Annotated in this window: 19 protein-coding genes; 11 read left to right on the top strand and 8 right to left on the bottom strand. The window is 66.5% G+C overall.

Annotated features, from left to right (window positions below; translation table 11 throughout):
* Window positions 1–16 precede the first annotated feature (16 nt).
* The 3 genes from LDO22_RS03270 to LDO22_RS03260 all read left to right on the top strand — a co-directional run bounded on the left by LDO22_RS03270 (window position 17) and on the right by LDO22_RS03260 (window position 4,281).
* Complete coding sequence (locus LDO22_RS03270; RefSeq protein ID WP_224026092.1) at window positions 17–577, top strand: hypothetical protein; 561 nt, start codon at window positions 17–19, stop codon at window positions 575–577.
* A 2-nt stretch (window positions 578–579) separates the two neighbouring features.
* Window positions 580–1,431: a hypothetical protein gene (locus LDO22_RS03265; RefSeq protein WP_224026091.1), complete on the top strand. Its 852-nt coding sequence runs from the start codon at window positions 580–582 to the stop codon at window positions 1,429–1,431.
* Between the two features lie 507 nt (window positions 1,432–1,938).
* A complete protein-coding gene (locus tag LDO22_RS03260) occupies window positions 1,939–4,281 on the top strand; it encodes a hypothetical protein (protein WP_224026090.1) in 2,343 nt (780 codons plus the stop codon).
* Between the two features lie 40 nt (window positions 4,282–4,321).
* Here LDO22_RS03260 and LDO22_RS03255 read toward each other — a convergent pair whose 3' ends face one another.
* Complete coding sequence (locus LDO22_RS03255; protein WP_224026089.1) at window positions 4,322–4,684, bottom strand: hypothetical protein; 363 nt, start codon at window positions 4,682–4,684, stop codon at window positions 4,322–4,324.
* A 189-nt stretch (window positions 4,685–4,873) separates the two neighbouring features.
* Window positions 4,874–5,335 carry a GatB/YqeY domain-containing protein gene (locus LDO22_RS03250; RefSeq protein WP_224026088.1) on the bottom strand — a complete coding sequence of 154 codons (462 nt, stop codon included), beginning with the start codon at window positions 5,333–5,335 and terminating at the stop codon, window positions 4,874–4,876.
* A gap of 182 nt (window positions 5,336–5,517) precedes the next feature.
* On the opposite strand from LDO22_RS03250, the gene LDO22_RS03245 reads away from it, so the two are divergent.
* From LDO22_RS03245 to LDO22_RS03235, 3 genes are all read left to right on the top strand, one after another.
* The gene (locus tag LDO22_RS03245; protein ID WP_224026087.1) at window positions 5,518–7,125 is read left to right on the top strand and encodes a phospholipase D-like domain-containing protein; all 1,608 of its coding nucleotides are present in this window, start codon (window positions 5,518–5,520) and stop codon (window positions 7,123–7,125) included.
* Window positions 7,126–7,154: 29 nt separating this feature from the next.
* Window positions 7,155–7,646 carry a DM13 domain-containing protein gene (locus LDO22_RS03240; protein ID WP_224026086.1) on the top strand — a complete coding sequence of 164 codons (492 nt, stop codon included), beginning with the start codon at window positions 7,155–7,157 and terminating at the stop codon, window positions 7,644–7,646.
* 87 nt (window positions 7,647–7,733) lie between these two features.
* The gene (locus LDO22_RS03235; protein ID WP_224026085.1) at window positions 7,734–8,759 is read left to right on the top strand and encodes an NADPH:quinone reductase; all 1,026 of its coding nucleotides are present in this window, start codon (window positions 7,734–7,736) and stop codon (window positions 8,757–8,759) included.
* Between the two features lie 14 nt (window positions 8,760–8,773).
* On the opposite strand, the gene LDO22_RS03230 is transcribed toward LDO22_RS03235, so the two are convergent.
* The 4 genes from LDO22_RS03230 to LDO22_RS03215 all read right to left on the bottom strand — a co-directional run bounded on the left by LDO22_RS03230 (window position 8,774) and on the right by LDO22_RS03215 (window position 11,548).
* Window positions 8,774–8,965 carry a hypothetical protein gene (locus LDO22_RS03230; protein ID WP_142133845.1) on the bottom strand — a complete coding sequence of 64 codons (192 nt, stop codon included), beginning with the start codon at window positions 8,963–8,965 and terminating at the stop codon, window positions 8,774–8,776.
* Window positions 8,966–9,132: 167 nt separating this feature from the next.
* Window positions 9,133–9,363, bottom strand: a complete 231-nt coding sequence (locus LDO22_RS03225; RefSeq protein ID WP_224026084.1) for a hypothetical protein — start codon at window positions 9,361–9,363, stop codon at window positions 9,133–9,135.
* 74 nt (window positions 9,364–9,437) lie between these two features.
* Complete coding sequence (locus LDO22_RS03220) at window positions 9,438–10,409, bottom strand: glycosyltransferase family 9 protein (protein WP_224026083.1); 972 nt, start codon at window positions 10,407–10,409, stop codon at window positions 9,438–9,440.
* Window positions 10,406–11,548, bottom strand: a complete 1,143-nt coding sequence (locus LDO22_RS03215) for a glycosyltransferase family 9 protein (protein ID WP_224026082.1) — start codon at window positions 11,546–11,548, stop codon at window positions 10,406–10,408. Before LDO22_RS03215 ends, LDO22_RS03220 begins: the two co-directional genes overlap by 4 nt.
* A 204-nt stretch (window positions 11,549–11,752) precedes the next feature.
* Between LDO22_RS03215 and LDO22_RS03210 the strand changes: the two genes are divergently transcribed.
* From LDO22_RS03210 to LDO22_RS03190, 5 genes are all read left to right on the top strand, one after another.
* A complete protein-coding gene (locus tag LDO22_RS03210) occupies window positions 11,753–12,055 on the top strand; it encodes a DUF4193 domain-containing protein (protein WP_018761323.1) in 303 nt (100 codons plus the stop codon).
* A 202-nt stretch (window positions 12,056–12,257) separates the two neighbouring features.
* Window positions 12,258–12,998, top strand: coding sequence for a M50 family metallopeptidase (locus tag LDO22_RS03205; RefSeq protein ID WP_224026081.1), 741 nt, complete (start codon window positions 12,258–12,260; stop codon window positions 12,996–12,998).
* A 29-nt stretch (window positions 12,999–13,027) separates the two neighbouring features.
* A complete protein-coding gene (locus LDO22_RS03200) occupies window positions 13,028–14,116 on the top strand; it encodes a glutathione S-transferase C-terminal domain-containing protein (protein WP_224026080.1) in 1,089 nt (362 codons plus the stop codon).
* A 43-nt stretch (window positions 14,117–14,159) separates the two neighbouring features.
* On the top strand, window positions 14,160–15,269 hold the full coding sequence (locus LDO22_RS03195) for a serine hydrolase domain-containing protein (protein WP_224026079.1): 1,110 nt from the start codon (window positions 14,160–14,162) through the stop codon (window positions 15,267–15,269).
* A gap of 93 nt (window positions 15,270–15,362) precedes the next feature.
* On the top strand, window positions 15,363–16,463 hold the full coding sequence (locus LDO22_RS03190; protein WP_159632008.1) for an FUSC family protein: 1,101 nt from the start codon (window positions 15,363–15,365) through the stop codon (window positions 16,461–16,463).
* On the opposite strand, the gene LDO22_RS03185 is transcribed toward LDO22_RS03190, so the two are convergent.
* Complete coding sequence (locus LDO22_RS03185) at window positions 16,464–17,375, bottom strand: MaoC/PaaZ C-terminal domain-containing protein (RefSeq protein ID WP_224026078.1); 912 nt, start codon at window positions 17,373–17,375, stop codon at window positions 16,464–16,466. It abuts the gene before it with no gap.
* On the bottom strand, window positions 17,372–18,712 hold the full coding sequence (locus LDO22_RS03180) for a 3-oxoacyl-ACP reductase (protein ID WP_224026077.1): 1,341 nt from the start codon (window positions 18,710–18,712) through the stop codon (window positions 17,372–17,374). The genes LDO22_RS03185 and LDO22_RS03180 overlap by 4 nt, the downstream gene beginning before the upstream one ends.
* Window positions 18,713–18,717: the final 5 nt, after the last annotated feature.

Raw genomic sequence — 18,717 nt, 5'->3', positions numbered from 1 at the left:
GCCGGAAACAGGGGGAATGGTGGCCGGCACCGGGAACACCAGGGATGGTCAGGTCCCCAAGTACTTCTACGCCACAGGTGGGTGGGGCAGGGAAACGGTCATCTACGCCTATACCCAGGAAGAGTGGGGGCTTGGCGGCTCCCTGCCCAGCGGCGGCAACTACCAGGCAAGGACATTCACCGGCCTGGCCATCGTCGCCCTGATTGCAACCATCCCAGCAATCCTCGCTCCACTCTTCATCCTGGTCAGCATCTACGCGATCATCACCTCCACTCCTGACCTGGGCGACATGGGCATGGGACTGATCTGGTTCGTCATGTCCGTTGTCTGCACGGTTCTATTCACCGGCGGCTGGCTGCTGAGTCTCCACGCCCTCCGGCGAGAGCTCAAGGCCCGAAAGCTCCGCAAGGGCATGGGCCTGCCCAAGCCAACGCACGGTGTCACCGACGACCAGGCCCGGCGCTGGTTCGAGGAGCACCCAGGAACCCTGGAGATCAGCCGGGAAAACTTCCCGCTCAGCACCCGCCCGTTCCCGGATGAACCCGAGTACCTGCCCAGCCAAGAGAAACGAGCCTGACGATGGTTCACGACCGGGAACGGTTTGCACGCGAGGACGCCGTCTACGCCGAACACAAGCAGGCGGTCGCCGCCGGCGAGAAGCGCGTCCTGCGCAAGACCAGCACGGGCGAGCTGCACAGCTACCCGGCCGACGAGATCGGGTTCACGCCCGGCCGCGGGCACGCCCAGGTCAGCACCTGGTGGGGCATGGGAATCGTGATGGTCGTCATGGTTCTTATCCTGGCCACCGGCGTGTGGCTGTTCCAGCGTCCGCTGTGGGATGGCGACTTGCCGGAGTGGGGCGCTCTGTGGCTGATCGGTTTCGCCGGGTTCCTGACGCTCTATACGTTCTTCCTCGCCCGTGACGAGTACAAGGCCACCCAGTTGCGCAAGCTCCGAGGTTCCCCGAAGCCAAGCTCGAGCGGCAGCGTCGACATCAACCTCCTTGAGCTGGGCCAGAACCGCGGCGACCAGCCGGCGCGTCCCGATAGGATTCGACCCGTGTTCAACCAGGACAAGCAGTTCCGCCGCCCTGACGGCACGCTCTACGACCCGAGCAGCTTCAACGTGCGCCAGTACGAGGAACAGTACGGTCCCGGCGGTGTCCCCGAGGGATGGTCAATGGCTGCCACCACACCCGTCCAGAGCCCGGCCCTCATCGTGGGCATTGCTGTCTTCACCACGCTCCTGAGCGGTGGAATGCTGGCGGCGGGGATTCTCGTCATCGGGCATGGCGGCGAACTGCGCACCGCCCTTCCAGGCCTTGGCGTGGGGGCCGGCGGTCTGGTGATGTCTGCCTTTGCGTTCAGAACCGCCGTGAAGCGCCGGCGCTGGCTGCGCGAACGGCAAACCGCCAACGGGCAGGAGAACTGATGGAGTACCTTTTCGCTTTCCTGGCCTTCATCATCTTCATGGTGGTGCTACGGCTGCTGACGCCCACTGGCAACGCAAGCATTGGCGTACCCGGCCGCCCAGGCACCGGGGCAATGCGCAGTCCCAACGAGGCCGGGTGTACAAGGACCCGCCGCCCACGAACTACAACGCCGATCCCTACAGCGGTTGGCCCTAGGCACCGGTAGCGACAGGCTCGTCGCCATCCGTAGTCCACACCCGGGGCCAATTCGGCGAGCGCCGCAAGCGCCAGGCAGATGGCCTAAAGCGAGCCTGATGCCCTGCCTCATCAGCACAACGGTGGACAGCGCGGGCCGACTCGCTCGGGCGCTTGTCCACACTTGGTGCCGTGGGTTGCGCAATTAGCCCGGTAGCCTAGGGGCAGCCGCGCCAGATCCGGCATCGTCCCACGTCAACTCGGGTTTTATGTCCTGGCATGGACTATTTGTCACCAAGGCGCCATGCTGCGCCTTCCAGGAAGAAGGACCCGTGAAGAGGACCAGGCCACTATCACTCGCCTTGGCGGTGATCGCAGTCGCGGGCAGCGCCTTCCTTGGCACCGGCAGTGCCCAGGCTGGACCCCAGGAGAACAACCCCTGCCAGCGGCTGTCTGCGGGACAGGTGAAGTACAACAGCTTCGGTGCTAACCGGGTAACGTTCGCTACCGCCACCGGCCGTGAATCCAACGTCGTCACCATCACCGGGTGCGTTCGTTCCGGCAATGGCTATGTCCAGGAATGGCAGGACTGGGGCTACGCGGGGCTAAAGGGCTTCGCTCCGCCGGGACTGACCTGGGAGGACACATTCAAGTCACCCACCGGTTCGTACAGCGTCACCGAGGCATTGGGCCGCTCCAACCCGGGTACGGCCCTTGCCTACCATACGGTCAACGCAAACTCCCGCTGGGGCGGTGAGTACGGACCTACCTACAACCAGTACTTCGAAGGCAGCGGCGGTCCCTCTGACGAGAACCTCTACACCTACATGAATCAGGGGTATTACGAACAGGCGGCGGTCATCAACTACAACCGCCAGCCGGACATGAATACCGTGCAGGGGGCCTCCTACGCAATCTTCCTGCACGCCGGCCGCACCACGTCCGCCGGCTGCCTGTCCACCAGCCTTGAGACGGTCAACAGGTTCCTGCGCAGCAGCCGCCCCGGCGATCGAATCATCATGGGCGCAGTCGATGACATCTTCACCCCGTATTCAGCGGATCCCTTTGGCGCCATCACACAGAAATACAGCCTGGGCGGAGGGCCGGCCGGCCAGCTTGGCAGCCCGGTCTCCAACGAGGTGGGTGGACTGAGGGACGGTGGCGCCTTCCAGAACTACCAGGGAGGAGCCATCATCTGGTCTCCCCTCTCCGGAGCCCATTTCTCGTGGGGAGCCACCCGCGGCAAGTGGGCCTCCCTCGGTTATGAAAACGGCCCCCTCGGCTACCCGGTCACCGACGAAGTTGGAGGCCTGCGCGGCGGTGGCGTCTACCAGGTGTACCAGGGCGGCGTCATCATGTTTTCCCCCGCCAGCGGCGCGTACCTTTCGTCTTTCGGGCCAATCCGGGACAAGTGGGCAGAAACCGGATTCGAAAACGGCGCCTTGGGATACCCCGTCAGTGACGTCATCACCGGCCTGAAAGACGGCGGCTCCTACCAGGCGTACCAGAATGGCGCGATCTTCTCCTCACCCGCTGCGGGAACGCACGCCGTCACAGCGGGCATCTACGGCAAGTGGCGCTCCCAGGGAGCTGAAGGTGGCCCCTTGGGATACCCAACAACCGATGAGTTCCGCGGGCTCCGCAATGGCGGCTCCTGGCAGGGGTTCCAGGGCGGGGCGATCATGTTTTCCCCAGCGTCCGGAGCCGCAGTCAGCGCCGGCCCGATCCGTGACAAATGGGCCTCCACGGGTTTTGAGTGGGGCAGCCTGGGCTACCCGGTCACCGATGTGATCACCGGCCTAAAGGAAGGAGGTGCCTTCCAGAACTACCAGGGAGGCTCCATCCTGTGGACCCCGGCAAACGGCGCCATCATCTCCGTGGGAGCCATCCGCAACGTCTGGGCCGGACAGAACTTCGAGCACGGTGTCCTCGGCTACCCCACCACGGATGAGTACGGCACGCCAGGAGGCGCTGTTGCCCAGAACTACCAGGGCGGCGTCATCTACTTCGTGCCCAACGTCGGAACCTACGCGGTATCCGGGGCCATCTTCACAAAGCATGAGGCAATGGGCCGCTCACTCGGCGCTGCCGTCAGTCCCCAGGTGGCCATCAAGAACGGCGGGCTGTACCAGAACTTCCAGAACGGCTCCATCCTCTGGTCCCCTGCCACCGGCGCCCACGTGTCCATTGGTGCCACCCGCGGAGCCTGGGCCCAGGCCGGCTACGAGAACGGGTTCCTCGGCTACCCCACGAGTGACGAAATACCGGTCAGCGGTGGCGTCAAACAGACCTACCAGGGCGGATCCATCTACTGGACCGCAGCCCTCGGAGCCTTCTCCATGCCGTCAGAGTTCAGCGCCGCATTCGATGCTGTGAACGGTCCAGCCACCCTGGGGTTTCCCGGAACCAACCGGGTGACCGGGCTGAAGGACGGTGGCTCCTTCATCAACTTCCAGAAGGGCGCCCTGATCTCCAGCCCGGCCACCGGAGTTCGCCTCTCCGTCGGCAAGACCCGCGACGCCTGGGCAGGGACCGGTTTCGAGTGGGGCAGGCTTGGTTACCCGACCACGGATAACTACGTGACGGCAGACGGCAGCACCGTCCAGGATTTCCAGGGCGGACGGATCACCGTTCCCAAGGACGGCACGGCCAGGATCGATTACGGCACCTCCTGAACCCCGTCACGGGGATGCGATCCCTGCGCGGACTGGGCGGCTAGGGGGTAATTGTCAGCGGCCTCGTCCTTGCAGCGCACGAGGCCCCGCTGAAACCTTCCGCATGGCGAACACGGTTGTTCGTCCCGGTATCGTCACACCAATCCACGCCGAAAGGGTAGGCCTCAACACTGGCCTCCCCCGGCGCTGCCGCCAGCGGCACGTCGAACTGGTAAGAAAACCCGCCGGCATCGTTCATCGCGGCAGTCGTGCTGACGACGGTGTGGCCGGCGGCGTCGGTGACCGAGACGTAAATCCGGGCGTCCTGGCCGTACCGGGGATTGCAGTCAGCGTCGGCCGCGTGGACTGTGACCGCGTCACCGGGTTTCGCGACGGCCGGGGTTACGGCATAGCTTGGGGGCAAACAGGGCGGCTCCCCTTGCCACGACCCGCCGCAGGCAGACGACAGACACGACACAAGCACACCGGCAGTGGCCATCACTGCCACGCTTTTCCGCGACTGATCGGCTCGGTGAGCCCGGAACCCCATGGCCTCATTATGCGCAGGTCGGCGGGAAATCCGTCAGGCCCGCACTGCATCGTCGCCCTGTCGTCAGGCCAGGCGTTCCTTGACGATCTCGCTGACGGCTTTGCCGTCGAAGCGTCCGCCGATTTTGGGGGTTACGGACTTCATGACCGTACCCATGGAACGCATGGTCAGGGCGGTGCCCCCGGCTCCCAATTCAGCGATGACCCCGTCGATGATGGCTTCAGCTTCCTCGCGGGTCAAGGCCTTGGGCAGGTAGGCCTCGATGACCTCAGCCTCGGCGATCTCGGCCTGTGCCCGGTCGCCGTGCCCGGCGGCGGTATAGGTGGCGGCCGTGTCACGGCGCTTGGCGGCCTCTTTCTGCAGCAACGCCGTGACCTGGAGGTCATCGAGCTCAACCGGGGTCTTTCCTGATTTCTCCCGCGTTTCGATCTCACCAAGGACGTTGCGCACCGTGGTGAGGGCGATCTTGTTGCCGGCTTTCATGTGGGCGACGACGTCGCCCTTCAGCTTTTCCTTCAATGACATGTTCTGCCTCATTCTTCAGGGGTGTGGAAGCGGCCTGGGACAAGCCTATTCCCACCTGGCGGGACTGCTGCCGCATCGTGGCTTGTTCGGCCCCGCCCGGGAAACAGGCAGTTTGCGTGCGGCCATAGGCTAGTTTGGAATCCGCAGCGGCCTGGTCCCCCGGGCCCCGAAAGGAGCACCGAGTGGACAGCACGGTTGGCAAGTGGTTCCTGAACCGGGCCGAGCGCGGAAACCCGGCCTCCTTGATCCATGCCGGCGGTGCAGATTCTCCACCCTGGTCGGAAGGCAACCTGGTCAGGCCCCTGGTGCATGGAGCTGCCTATTTCTCCAGGCTGCACGCGGAACTGTCCGGCCTGAAGGCCGGAGACCGGGTATGGTTCACTGACTGGCGCGGCGACGGTGATGAGCAGTTGGAACCGGGTGGTACGACGATTGGCGGGTTGCTCGCGGAACTGGCCCGGTCCGGCGTCGAAGTACGCGGCCTTGTCTGGAGGTCACACGGCGAACGGGTGTCAGCCCCCATAAGTGGACGCTCAAACGAGCTCCTCAGCCGCCAGATCAACGACGCCGGCGGGGAGGCGCTGTTGGATCAGCGCGTCCGGATCTTCGGTTCCCACCATCAGAAACTGGTGGTCATCCGCCGTCGTGACGACCCCTCCCGCGACGTAGCCTTCGTCGGGGGAATCGACCTTTCACACAGCCGCCGCGATGATGCCGGCCATGCCGGAGACCCGCAGGCAGTGAAGATGGATTCCCGCTACGGGCAGCGGCCTCCTTGGCACGATGCCGCCCTTGAACTGCGCGGCCCCATCGTTGCCGATGTGCTCGCAGTGTTCGCAGAACGGTGGAACGACCCCCACCCGCTGGACCGCAAAACTCCTTACCGGATGCTGTTGCAGCGCCTGGCCCGCATGCCGAGGCACCCCAAGCCGTTGCCGGAGGCCGCTCCGCCCCCGCCGCCGGCCGGCCCTCACGCCGTCCAACTGCTGCGCACCTACGGTGTGAAGCATCCGCCCTTCCCGTTCGCCCCCAATGGAGAACGAAGCATAGCCAGGGCGTATGCGAAGGCCTTCGCCCAGGCCCGCTCGCTCATCTACATCGAGGACCAGTACCTGTGGTCAACGGAAGTCGCCGCCGGCATTGCAGACGCCCTACAGCGCAACCACAGGCTCAACGTCATCGTCGTGGTGCCCCGGTACCCGGACTCTGACGGCTTCCTTGGCGGACCGCCCAGGCGCCTGGGGCAACTGCGTGCCATCGGCATGCTCCGCCGGGCCGCTCCGGACCGGGTGGGGGTGTTCGACCTGGAGAACAGCGACGGGACACCGATCTACGTCCACGCCAAGATCTGCATCATCGACGACACCTGGTTCACCTGCGGGTCGGACAACTTCAACCGCCGGTCCTGGACAACCGACAGCGAGCTCACCTGTGCGGTAATCGACACATCGGCCGGCGGGACGCCCGGCGACAACAAGGGCGGACCGGGGACCCACCCGCTCGCGGGGAAGCTGCGGCTCCAGCTCTGGGCCGAGCATTTGGGCCTTGACCAGGACGACCCCCGTCTCCTGGCGGACGGGGGCGAACTGGAGCTGTGGAACAGCGCGGCCGATGCCCTGGACCAGTGGCACCGCACCGGCCGTTCCACACCCCGCCCGACCGGGCAGGTGCGTCACCACACACCCCAGCCTGTCCCGCCGTTCCACCGCCTGTGGGCCGAGCCCATCTACCGGTTCATTGTGGACCCGGACGGCCGGCCGCGCCCGCTGCGTGGCACGACCCGGTTCTAGGAAGGCGGGAATAAATCATTGGGGGAAAAATGAAGGTGATACAGTCCGCGGCGCTCTCGGTGGTGCTGGCGGCCGGCCTGGCCGGCTGCACTGATTCCGGGCCGGCGCCCGGGCCGCAGCAGCAAGGCTCCACGGTGGAACCTGCTCCCGGTGTTCCCTCCTCTGCGGGGCCTGTGACTCTGAGGGGACAGTTCCAGTCCCAGGGAGCAGTCACGACGGGAACGGTGACGATCCACGTCACCAAAGCCGGTGCTGTCCTGCAGCTGGAGAACCTTGCAACCGGCACCGGTGACGATCTTCGCCTGATGTTGAGCCCGGGCACGCTGGTCCCAGGGACGGGCGGCGGCGCTGGACTGTCTTCCGCCAAGCTGATCGAACTGGGGCCGCTCACGGGCGCGGGCCAGCGGGTGGAAATGGACGCCGCCAGGTGGGCCGCCCTGCGGGAACCCATTCGCAGCGTAGTGATCTATGACTACGCCGGGAAGACCGCCCTGGGCACCGCCAACCTGCAGGAAGACTGAACGCCCATGGACTGGGGCGCTGCTCCCGTGCTGCGCTTTCGGTAGGTTGGAGCGGTAGGGCATCCGCAACCGGGCATGGGAGACAACATGAAGGCAGTTATGTACGAGGAAACAGGGCCCGCATCCGTGCTGAAGCTCCGGGACAGGCCATTGGCGAAGCCAGGAGCGGGAGAGGTCCGCGTCCGGGTGGTGGTGTCCGGAGTGAACCCCACCGACTGGAAGTCGCGGTCCGGAAGCGGAAGCAGGAAGCTGGACGCCCCAAAGGTTCCAAACCAGGACGGAGCCGGAGTCATCGACCAGCTGGGCGCCGGAGTAGCCGGCTTCACCGTGGGCGATCGCGTCTGGCTGTGGGACGTCGCCTGGGGCGGCAACGAAGGTACCGCCCAGGAATACTTAGTGGTGCCGAGCCACAAAGCAGTGGCCCTTCCCGACGCCGAGTCCTTCGACACCGGCGCCTCGTTGGGGATCCCGGCCCTGACCGCCCACCGGGCCCTGACCTCGAACGAGGACGGGCCGGCCCGGCTTTCCCCCGGTGCCCTGGCGGGTCGAACCGTCCTGGTCACGGGAGGCGCCGGAGCCGTAGGCCATGCGGCCATCCAGCTCGCACGATGGGCCGGTGCCGCCGTCATCACGACCGTCAGCGGGGACCGCAAAGCTGAGCTTGCCCGCCGTGCCGGCGCCGGAACGGTCATTAACTACCGGACGGACGAGGTTGTCGACGCCGTCCACCAAGTGGCCGCGGAGGGCGTCGACATCATTGTGGACGTCAACGCGCCCGCCAACATAGAAACGGACCTGCAGATCCTCAAGCCGGGCGGAACCATCTCCATCTACGCCGCGAACCCCGGAGAATCACTGACGGTCCCCATCCGCGAGAGCATGACCAAGAACGTCCGGTACCAGTTCATCCTCACGTACACAGTCACCGACGAACAGAAGCAGCACGCCGTGGCCGCCGTCGCCGAAGCGCTCGCCGCCGGTGCGCTCCGGGTGGGTGAAGAACACGGGCTGCCACTGACGCGGTTCCCGCTGGAGCAGACTTCCGCAGCCCATGATGCGGTGGAACAGGAGACCATCGGAAAGGTGCTTATCGACGTCATGCCGGCCACCTGAGGCCTTACCGCGAATCAACGCGAGAGGCGGTCCCTGGCTGCGTGCTCAACCAGGACCGGTATGAACGCCCGGACCCTGCCCGTGTCCAGGAGGCTGTGTTCCTGCTGCACTACATCCTCAATGTGCTCCCTGGACAGGGCGGGAAACTTCGCCGCGAGCCTGTCCACCACGTCGCCCAGAGCCCGCAACTCTTCGCTTACTCCCATTGGGGAAGTGTCAGGGATCCGGCCAACCCCGTCAAGACTTGACTAAAGGGGGAAGGGACGTCGAGCGCGCCCACCACAGGGCAGAGTACGACGACGGCCGGGCGGCCGCGCGCGGAGGTCCGGGCCCGCGCTCCACGCCGGCCCACCCGCGACAGTCACGTCGTCGGTCAGTGCGGGTGGAGCCTCCGGGACCGCGGGCGCCGGTTCCGTCCCTGGGCATGCGGCCCCGCCGCCACTGGACGGTACTCAATCCGCCGCTTTTCCGTCCGGATGTCGCGCCGTTCCTGCCGCCGCGCCTTCCTTTCGGGCCGGTCGATGGCGGACAGGATGGTCAGCGTCACGGTGACCCACAGGAACGCCGTCCCCAACACCAAAGCGATTTCCAGCTCAGTGCTCATGCACCAATTTTAGGCCCGCGGCGCAGGATCCAACCCCTGCAGACCCACAGCATCGACGCGTAAACCCACAGGGTTCAGAGCAACCCCAGTCCTTTGACAGCAGCCATGACATCGGAGACCTGGACAGCAAGCAAGGCAGGGTCCGGCTGTGCCGCGAAGGTGTCCCCGCGCCGCAGTTCGGCCCGGGTCAGGACAACATGGGGTCCCGGCGGCGGACCCCAGATCTCAGGCGGGGCCGGACCAAAGAGCACCACGGATGGGGTGCCGTACGCAGATGCCAGGTGCGCAGCCCCGGTATCGGCCGAGACCACCAGGCGCGCGGCGGCAATCGTGGCAGCGAACTCCCCCAGGCCCAGCACCCCTGCCAGTACGGCCGTGCCGGGCAGTCCTGCAAGGCGGCACACTTCCCCGGCGCGCTCCCTTTCGGACGTACCTCCGGTGAAGACCACCTGGTGTCCGGCTTCGGTCAGTGCCGTCGCCACCGCGGCAAACCGCTCCGCCGGCCACAGCCTGCTGCCGTAGGCGGCTCCCACATGCAGGACTGTTGCGCCGGGGACGGGACTGGGAACGTGCGGTGTGTTCAACTGCACATCCAGCGGATCGGCTTCCACTCCATGCCATTCGAGGAGCCGGACCCAGCGCTCGCGCTCATGCAGCTCCGGCCGCCAGGGCGGCCCGTCCCGGTAGGCGCTTCGATGGCCCAGGGTCTGGCGGGCCCTCAACGCCTCGATCCTCCCCTGGCTCTCCGGGCCGCTGCCGTGCAGGTTGATGGCCACGTCCACCACGCCGGGATCCATCGCCAGCGGCTCGTCGAGGCCGTGCGTAGGCAGCAGCTCATAGCCACCCACCAGTCCCAGGGCCTCCGACAGCCACCCCTGCGCGGCGTAGCGGAGCCGGTGCCCGGGAAAAGCGCGTTGGATGCCCTTCAGCGCCGGTACGGCCACCAACAGGTCGCCCAGCTTCAAGGCACGCAGGACCAAAAGCTCCGGTTTGCCGTCTGAGGGTATCGGAGCACCGGCCTCCTCCGCCATAACCGCGCCGCTCATGCGTCCTGCTTCGCGAACGTGGTGGCGGTGAGGCTGCGGACGTCCTCATAGACTTCCGTGACGCCTATACCGGCCACCGCCGAGTCGTCGTGGACGCAGCGCGGTGCTGTCCAGCCCACCTGGGTGACGTCGATGCCGCAGGTGGGGCAGGCCGTGACCCATGAGGCGTGGACGCGGTGAAGGCTCCGCCCCAGCGCCCCCGCATTAATCACGTTGCCCGCCCAAAAGATGCCGACCGTCGGCACACCGAGGGCCTGCGCCAGATGCCTCGGTCCGCTGTCATTGGCCACCACAACGCCGGCTTCCGCCAGCAGCGCCACCAGGCCTGCCATCTCCAGTTCGCCTGCCGCGGAATGAACTGCCGCGGAGGCCGCCCGGGAGGCAATCTCCGCTGCCAGCTCCTGTTCAGTGGAATCGCCGATAATGACCACCCGCGAACCATCAGCCGCGCAGGCAGCGGCAAGTTCCGCGAACTTGGCTGCGGGCCAACGACGGCGGGGGTCGGTGGCGCCGGGGTGGATCACCACGAGCGGCTGGTCGCCGTCGCCGCTGCGGGCTTGGGAGGTTGCTGCCGGCGGGGAGGGTGCAAGCCGCGCCTCAAGGTCCACGGGGAATGCGCCGGCGAACCCGGCCACCTCCAAGGCCCTGAGGGGTTCGTGCTGGTAATAGAGGTACGGGACGGTGCGCTCAAGGCTTGCGGCGTCGGCCGTCCGGGTCCCCACCGTGTGGCGTGCCCCCAGCCGCAGCAGGAAGGGGTTCGAGTACCGTCCCCCGCCGTGGAGCTGGACGGCCACATCAAAGTGGCGCGCCCGCATATCGGCAAAGAAACGGTCCAGTTCGCCGGCGTCCTCTTCCCCGGGCCGTACGCCCTCCGCGAACGGCAGGACAACGACCTCGTCCACCGGGCTTTCCACCGCTCCGAGCAGCGCCTTGTGGATCGGCGTGCCCAACAAGGTGATCCTCGATGCAGGATAGGCCGCCTTCAACGCAGCCATTGCCGGAACCGCGAAGAGCAGGTCCCCCAGGCCGCCTCCGCGCAGGACAACGATCCTGGACACATCATCAAACTTCTCCAGCACGGGACCGACGCCCACACCAATTTGTTCGGCACCGCCAAACTCTGCAGTGAGTTGCTCCACAAACCGCCCCTTCCGTCACCGGGAGGGAACAGCCCGGCCGCCCCTCCACTGCCCATGCAGCCGCACAGCGGTTCTAAACCCGCGGCCGCTCCTTAGAACCTTTACCCAATCGGCAGTGGATCTACGCTCCCTGTTGGGGAATACCGGCTTGATGCTGTACGTTTCATACCCGACAGCCAATCAAAGAAAAGAGAAGCACCCAAAGTGGCAACCGATTACGATGAACTGCGTTCCGACGTCAAGGAATCGCAGGACAACTCACTCGAGCAGCTCCAGTCAGCGAATGCTCCCGACGCCCGCAGTGTTGTGCAGGAGTTGGACGAGGCTGACGGGCTGGACGGCGCCGGGGTCCCTGGCGGCGAATTCGTCGCTGAGGAGCTCGTAGTCCAGGTCATCCCCCAGGCTGAGGATGAATTCACCTGCTACTCCTGCTTCCTGGTCCGCCACCGGTCCCAGATTGCCCGGCAAAAAGACGGCCACAGCTACTGCACCGAGTGCGAAGGCTAGTCCAGAAGCTTTCCGAGGGGCAGGTTCGCCCGGTCCCGCCCGAAAGGCACGCCGCATCAGGCGTGCCTTTCGGCTTTAAACGCTGGCCCGGCCGCCGGCCCCCGTGCCCATTAAGCCTTCACCCAGCTCAGCCGGGTAGCGTTGGGGACAGTACAGACGACGTCGACACCAACCATGCCTACCCGGCAGCCAGGAGGCAACGGTGGCCAGCCCCGCCAGCTTATGGGAGACGTTCGCCACGGCATTCACCCAGGCGAACGTTCCCACCGTCACGTGGGTGGAGATGCTGCTGTCGGTGGCGGCCGCCGTCGGGCTGTCCATCCCCCGGCGCAGTTGGCGCTACTTCGGCCTCCTCGCCACGGTGACGCACGAGCTTGGCCATGCTTTTGCTGCCCTGACCTCCGGACAGCGGTTATCCGGTATCCGCCTCCGGCTTGACCACTCCGGAACCACCACCACCTACAGCAGAAGCAGGCTGGCCGCCGCCTGGTCCTGCTTCTGGGGGTACCCCGTGCCCGCCCTGGCGGGCGCCGCCTTTGTTTGGTGCGGGCTGAACGGGTGGGGACCCGCCGCCATGGCCGTCAGTGCGCTGGTGCTGGCCGCTACGCTCCTGTTCCTCCGCAACCTTGCCGGATTCGTCATCACCGGCGCTGCCATCGGCGGAGCAGGCTCCCTCACCTTCCTTGCGCCGCCTCCCGCCGTGGGGCATGTGGCCGTCATTTTCGGCCTTGCGCTGCTCGTCGCCGCGGTGCGGGACCTGCTCAAACTCACCCACGTCCACCTCCGCCGCCGGGACCGTCTCAGCAGTTCGGACGCGTATCTCCTGTACCGTGCCACGTCTGTTCCGTCCGGAATCTGGATTGGCCTGTTCACGCTCCTGGTCGCCGGCGCATGGCTGGTGGCCTGGCAGCCCATCTCGGTAATCCTGCTGCAAGGCGCCTAGGGCGCAGGGGTGGCGCATAGGCTTGTGGCATGAGCCAGGAAACGGAAAGCACCACCGCAGCGACCGACCACACCAACGGGCACAGCACCCGCGGCGCCTATGTGACAGGCGGAGCCGAATTCACCCGGGACACCAACTACATAGAGGACCGCATCACCAGGGATGCTTCTCCCGGCAGCAACGGCGAGCCGGGGTGGCCAGTGGAAGCAGGGCGCTACCGCCTGATTGCCGCCAGGGCCTGCCCGTGGGCGAACCGGACGGTCATTGTCCGCAGGCTGCTGGGGCTCGAAGAAGCCATTTCGCTGGGCCAGCCCGGGCCAACCCACGACGCGCGTTCCTGGACCTTCGACCTGGATCCGGGCGGAGTGGATCCGGTCCTGGGCATAGAGCGCCTGCAGGAAGCCTACTTTAAGCGCTTCCCGGGGTACCCGAGGGGAATCACCGTGCCCGCCATCGTCGACGTCCACAGTGGTGAAGTGGTGACCAACAATTTCCCGCAGATCACCCTCGATTTCTCGACCGAGTGGACAGAGTTCCACCGGCCGGGTGCCCCGGAGCTCTACCCGGTGCATCTCCGCGAAGAAATCGACCAACTGAATAAGCGGGTGTTCACCGAGGTCAATAACGGCGTCTATCGCTGCGGCTTCGCCGGATCGCAGGAGGCTTACGATTCGGCGTACCAGCGGCTGTGGACCGCTTTGGACTGGCTTGAGGAGCGCCTCTCGCAGCAGCGGTACCTGGTGGGCGACACCATCACCGAAGCGGACGTGCGGCTGTTCACCACGCTGGCACGGTTTGATCCCGTGTACCACGGTCATTTCAAGTGCAACCGCCAGAAGCTGAGCGAGATGCCCAACCTGTGGGGATATGCACGGGACCTGTTCCAGACACCCGGCTTCGGAGACACCATCGACTTCGTGCAGATCAAGCGGCACTACTACGTCGTGCATGAGGACATCAACCCTACGGGGATCGTCCCGGCCGGCCCGGACCTATTCGGATGGTTGACGGACCACGGGCGGGAGTCGCTGGGCGGGCGGCCGTTTGGCGGGGGCACGCCGCCGGGGCCGGTCCGGCCGGGCGAGGAAGTCGCTGCGGGACACGGCGCGGCCGCCTGAGCAAAACCCTGAAGGAAACCGCATTCCTCCTACACTGGAAGGCATGCAGACTTCTCTGGGTTTCGTGGCGCCGGGGTACGAGGGCGTCCTGGCACTGTTTGAGTCCTTCCTCGCGGAGGACTCCCGCTACAGCGCGCAGTTGGCCGCCTACCGGAACGGGGTGCCGGTGGTACGCCTGACCGGGGGCCCGGACATGGCACCGGATACGTTGACCGGCGCCTACTCCTGCTCCAAGGGCGTCGCCGCACTGGTCATCGCCCTGCTGGTCCAGGACGGCGTCCTTGACCTGGACCAGACCGTGGCGCATTACTGGACCGAGTTTGCCGCGCACGGAAAGGACAGGCTCCTGGTCAGGGAGGCGCTGTCGCACCAGGCGGGGCTGCTGGGTGTCGAGGGCGGCTTTGCCCTGGACGAGTTCACCACGTCGAGGGCTGCCGCCCGGCTCGCGGATGCCGCTCCCTCCTGGGAGCCCGGCCGCCAGTTCGGCTACCACGCGCTCACCATCGGCATCCTCATGGAGGAACTGTGCCGGCGGACTACGGGTGAGTCCCTGCAGGACATCTATGACCAAAGAATCCGGAAGCCGCGGGACGTGGATTTCTTCCTGGGGCTGCCGGAGGACCAGGACGCCAGGTATCGGGATGTCCTCTATGAAGCAGACCCGTCCGAGGCGTGGGTCGACCCGCTCAGCCTCGATGGCATGAACGGCAACGCCCCGGTCAGCACCATCATGGAGCTGCCCAACATCCGCTCGGTGCGCGCCGCGGGCATGTCCGCGGCGGGCGGGGTAGGGTCCGCCGACGGGCTGGCGCGGTTGTATGCGGCAGCGACCACCGGCGTGGAGGGCAGTGAGCCGTTCCTCACAGCGGGGACCGTCGCGGCAATGACCCGGGAGCAGGTGTGGGGCCTGGACCGGTCCTCCGGCCTGGACAATGCCTTCGCGGTCGTCTTCATGAAGCCCCACCCCTCGCGGAACTTCGGGAGCCACCGTGCCTTCGGCCACGAGGGGGCCAACGCGGCCCTTGGTTTTGCGGATCCGTCCTATGGCCTGGGCTTCGGTTACATCCCCCGGCGCGCGGAAGAGGGGCGCACTCCGGGCCGTGCCCACCGCCTGGCCGCTGCGGTACGGCGTTCAGCAGCCGGTTTGTCCTGACGCACCCCCGGCCCTACTGTTGTCCGGATGGGCGATACTCAGGCACGGCCGGATGCACGGTGGGCTCGGGGGACCCAACTTCTTAGACAATCAGTGGCGGGGCTTTCTGCTGCCTTCGCGGCGCAGCGGCTGCAACTGGCGGGGAAAGCGGCCATAGCCGCAGGGCTGGCGTTCGCCATCGCACCCCTTATGCCGGGCGCCGCCTCGCACTACGCGTACTACGCGCCGCTGGGCGCCCTGGTGGCGATGTATCACAATGTCGCCGGGTCCGTGAAGCAGGGGGCGCAGGCCCTGGCGGGGCTGGCGATGGGAATCGGCCTTGCCTTCGTCCTGGTGAGCATCGGTGCGCCCTCGCCCCTGACGGTCGCCGTGTTCATGGGGGTGGGAGTCCTGCTGGGCGGCTTGCCGGGCATCGGTTCAGGCAGTGACTGGATTCCGACGGCGGCCCTGCTGGTTCTGCTGGTCGGCGGCAGTAACGCCGAAGATTTCTCCTACGGATACCTCGTGCAGATGGCAGCCGGAGTGGCGGTGGGCATTGCGGTGAACTTCCTGATTTTCCCACCCCTGCACCTCAACGCGGCGGCGTCGAGCCTGGCCGACCTCAGGGTCGCCCTGGGCAAGCAGTTGCTGGATATGGGCGCCGCCCTGAAGGAAAAGTGGCCCCCAGAGCACGAAGACTGGTCGCGCAGGTCGGACGAACTGGCAGAGGCCGCAAGATCCGTGCGCCACCTGGTCAAGGAAGCCGATGCCAGCCGCAGGGCCAACCCCCGCCGGAAGCTGCACCCGCGTGACATGGACCAGGACTTTCGCGACCTGCAGGACCTGGAGCGGGTCACGTTCCATATCCAGGACATGACGGATGTGCTGTCTGACGTGATCTGGGAAGACGACGTGCCGTATGCCATCCCGTTGCAGGACAACGAGCCCCTGGCCGACGCCATCACCGCAACCGGACAACTGGTGTCCACGGATACCGACGGCAACGAGCAGGGCCGGAGGGACCGCTATGACGCCGCCAAGGCGGCGGTGGAAGCCTGTATGGCTGCCACCGCCCGCAGGCCGGCAGACCAGGGAACGGTCCCTGCGTCAGAATCGGTCCTCCTCAGCCTCCACCGGATCCTCCGGGCGGTCCGTCCCCAGGACCAGGCCGGCCGCCCGCGTCCCGGAGACGAAGCCCAAGCTCCCCGGCCGTGATTACAGGGCCGAAACTGTCCCGCTGAAGTGGCGCCGCCCCGACCGCGGACTCCAGGCGACAAAGCTGGATCGCTTCCATGCTCCGGCCCCGCCCTGTTCCGTCGCGATCTCCAGGGCGACCCGGGAGGGCAGGAAGACCGGGGCCTCGAACTCCACGTCCCACCTGAACGAGTCGCCCCGGGCGGGGCCAGCGTCCGCGAGCGCCCGGGACGCCAGGTACATGCCGTGCGCTATCGACCGCCGCATGCCCAGGGCTTTGGCCGAGAGCACACTCAGGTGGATGGGGTTGAAGTCCCCCGAGACCGCTGCATACGCACGGCCGGTGTCCACGCCCAGGTGCCACAGGGCCGTTGGGTCAGGTGCCGTGAAATCCGCCTTGGGCGCGGTGGCGGTGGGCTTGTCGATCCCCGGCAGGAACACTCCCTTGGCCAGGTATGTGGAAACCCCGCACCAATGCACATCGCTGGAGCCGGCACGCCGCACTTCCGCCACGACGTCCACCTGTGTCCCAGCACGGTGGCCGCGGAGGTTTTCCACCCGGGCGGTTATGTCAAGGACATCGGTGAACACCAGCGGTGATCTTTGCTCAACACTGTTGCGCAGGTGGATCATCCCCAGCAGGGGCAGCGGGAAGTCGTCCCTGTTCATGACGCTCATGGCCAACGGGAACGCGATCGCGTGGATGAAGCCGGCAGGGAGGACGTCACTGGCCGTTTCGCCGATCAGGTGCTGATACGCGGTAAGGTTCTCGACCCCCACCGTGACGCCCCTGACTTCATGGCTCTCCGCCGGAAGGACTGACGAGTCGTGCGTGCCCAGGAGCCTGCGCCGTGCCGCCTGCGCGGCGGCATTGACGTAAAGCTTGGACAATGACGGCATTTCGGCCAGGACCACCGGTTGCTGGACCGTCATGCCCCCACCAGGTTCTGCCCGCACACCCGCAGCACCTCCCCGTTGATCCCACCGGCGGCTTCGCTGGCCAGGAACGCGATGGTCTCCGCGACATCGGACGGCAGGCCCCCCTGCTGCAGGGAGTTCAGCCGCCGTGCCACCTCGCGGACGGCAAAGGGGATGCGCGCCGTCATCTCGGTTTCGATGAATCCGGGAGCCACGGCATTGATGGTGCCTCCGTGGGACGCGAGCAGGGGGGCGGTGGCACGCACCATTCCCATCACTCCTGCCTTGGACGCCGCGTAATTGGTTTGTCCCCGGTTTCCGGCGATGCCGCTGGTGGAAGCAACCGAAACAATACGCGGTGCCGACCGGAAGTGTGCGGAGGCCAGCAGTGCCTCATTGATGCGGAGCTGGGCGGCAATGTTGATGTTGATCACCGCGTTCCACCGTGCCTGGTCCATGTTGGCCAGGAGTTTGTCCCGCGTGACGCCGGCGTTATGCACCACGATGTCCAGCCGCCCGTGCCGCTGCACGGCATGGTCGATGATCCGCTGGCCCGCATCCGCGCCGGTGATGTCGAGCTGCAGCGCGGTGCCGCGCACTGCGTTTGCCACTGCGGCCAGCTGGTCCCCCGCCGCAGGAATGTCCACCAGGATCAAGGTGGCACCGTCGCGGTGCAGCGTCCTGGCGATCTGGGCGCCGATGCCGCGGGCCGCGCCGGTGACAACTGCCACTTTGCCTGCCAGCGGCTGCTCCGGGTCTGTGGGAAGACTGCCGTCCTCCGTTGACACGGTGAGGAACTGTCCGTCAACGAACGCTGACCGGCCGGAGAGGAAGAACCTTAAGGCGCCCAGGGCACTGGGGCTGGTGGCGGTGGTACCGCCAGAAAGGACGACGCCGTTGCCTGTTGCACCTGCCCGCAGTTCCTTGGCCAGGGACCGCAGAAAGCCATCCACCCCCTGCCGCGCTGCCGCGGTTTCGGGCGAGGAGGCTTCCGACGCCGGGCGGGACAAGGTGATGACCCGGCCGCCGGCCCGCAGGTCCCGGAGGGACCCTGCCGCCGCCAGGACGGGCTTCTCCAGGTCTGCCGGATGAGCGAGCTCATCAAGGACCAGGATGATGGCACCCAGCTTTTCGGCCGGCACGGCGTGCCGCCGGACGTCGAGGTCCCAGGACAGCAGTTCTGCAGCGAGCTTGTCCGCCCCCGGAGTATCACCGAGGACGACGACGGGTCCGGTCACCAGTGGCTGCCCGGGCTGGTAACGGCGAAGGACCGCAGGTTGCGGGAGGCCGAGCTTCTTTGCCACGTTGCGGCCCAGGCCGCTGTTGACCAGTTGTGTGTACGTGTCCGCCATAGCCG

The organism is Arthrobacter sp. NicSoilC5, assembly GCF_019977395.1.
Classification (GTDB): Bacteria; Actinomycetota; Actinomycetes; order Actinomycetales; family Micrococcaceae; genus Arthrobacter.
This window is presented reverse-complemented; position numbering and strand designations above follow the sequence as displayed.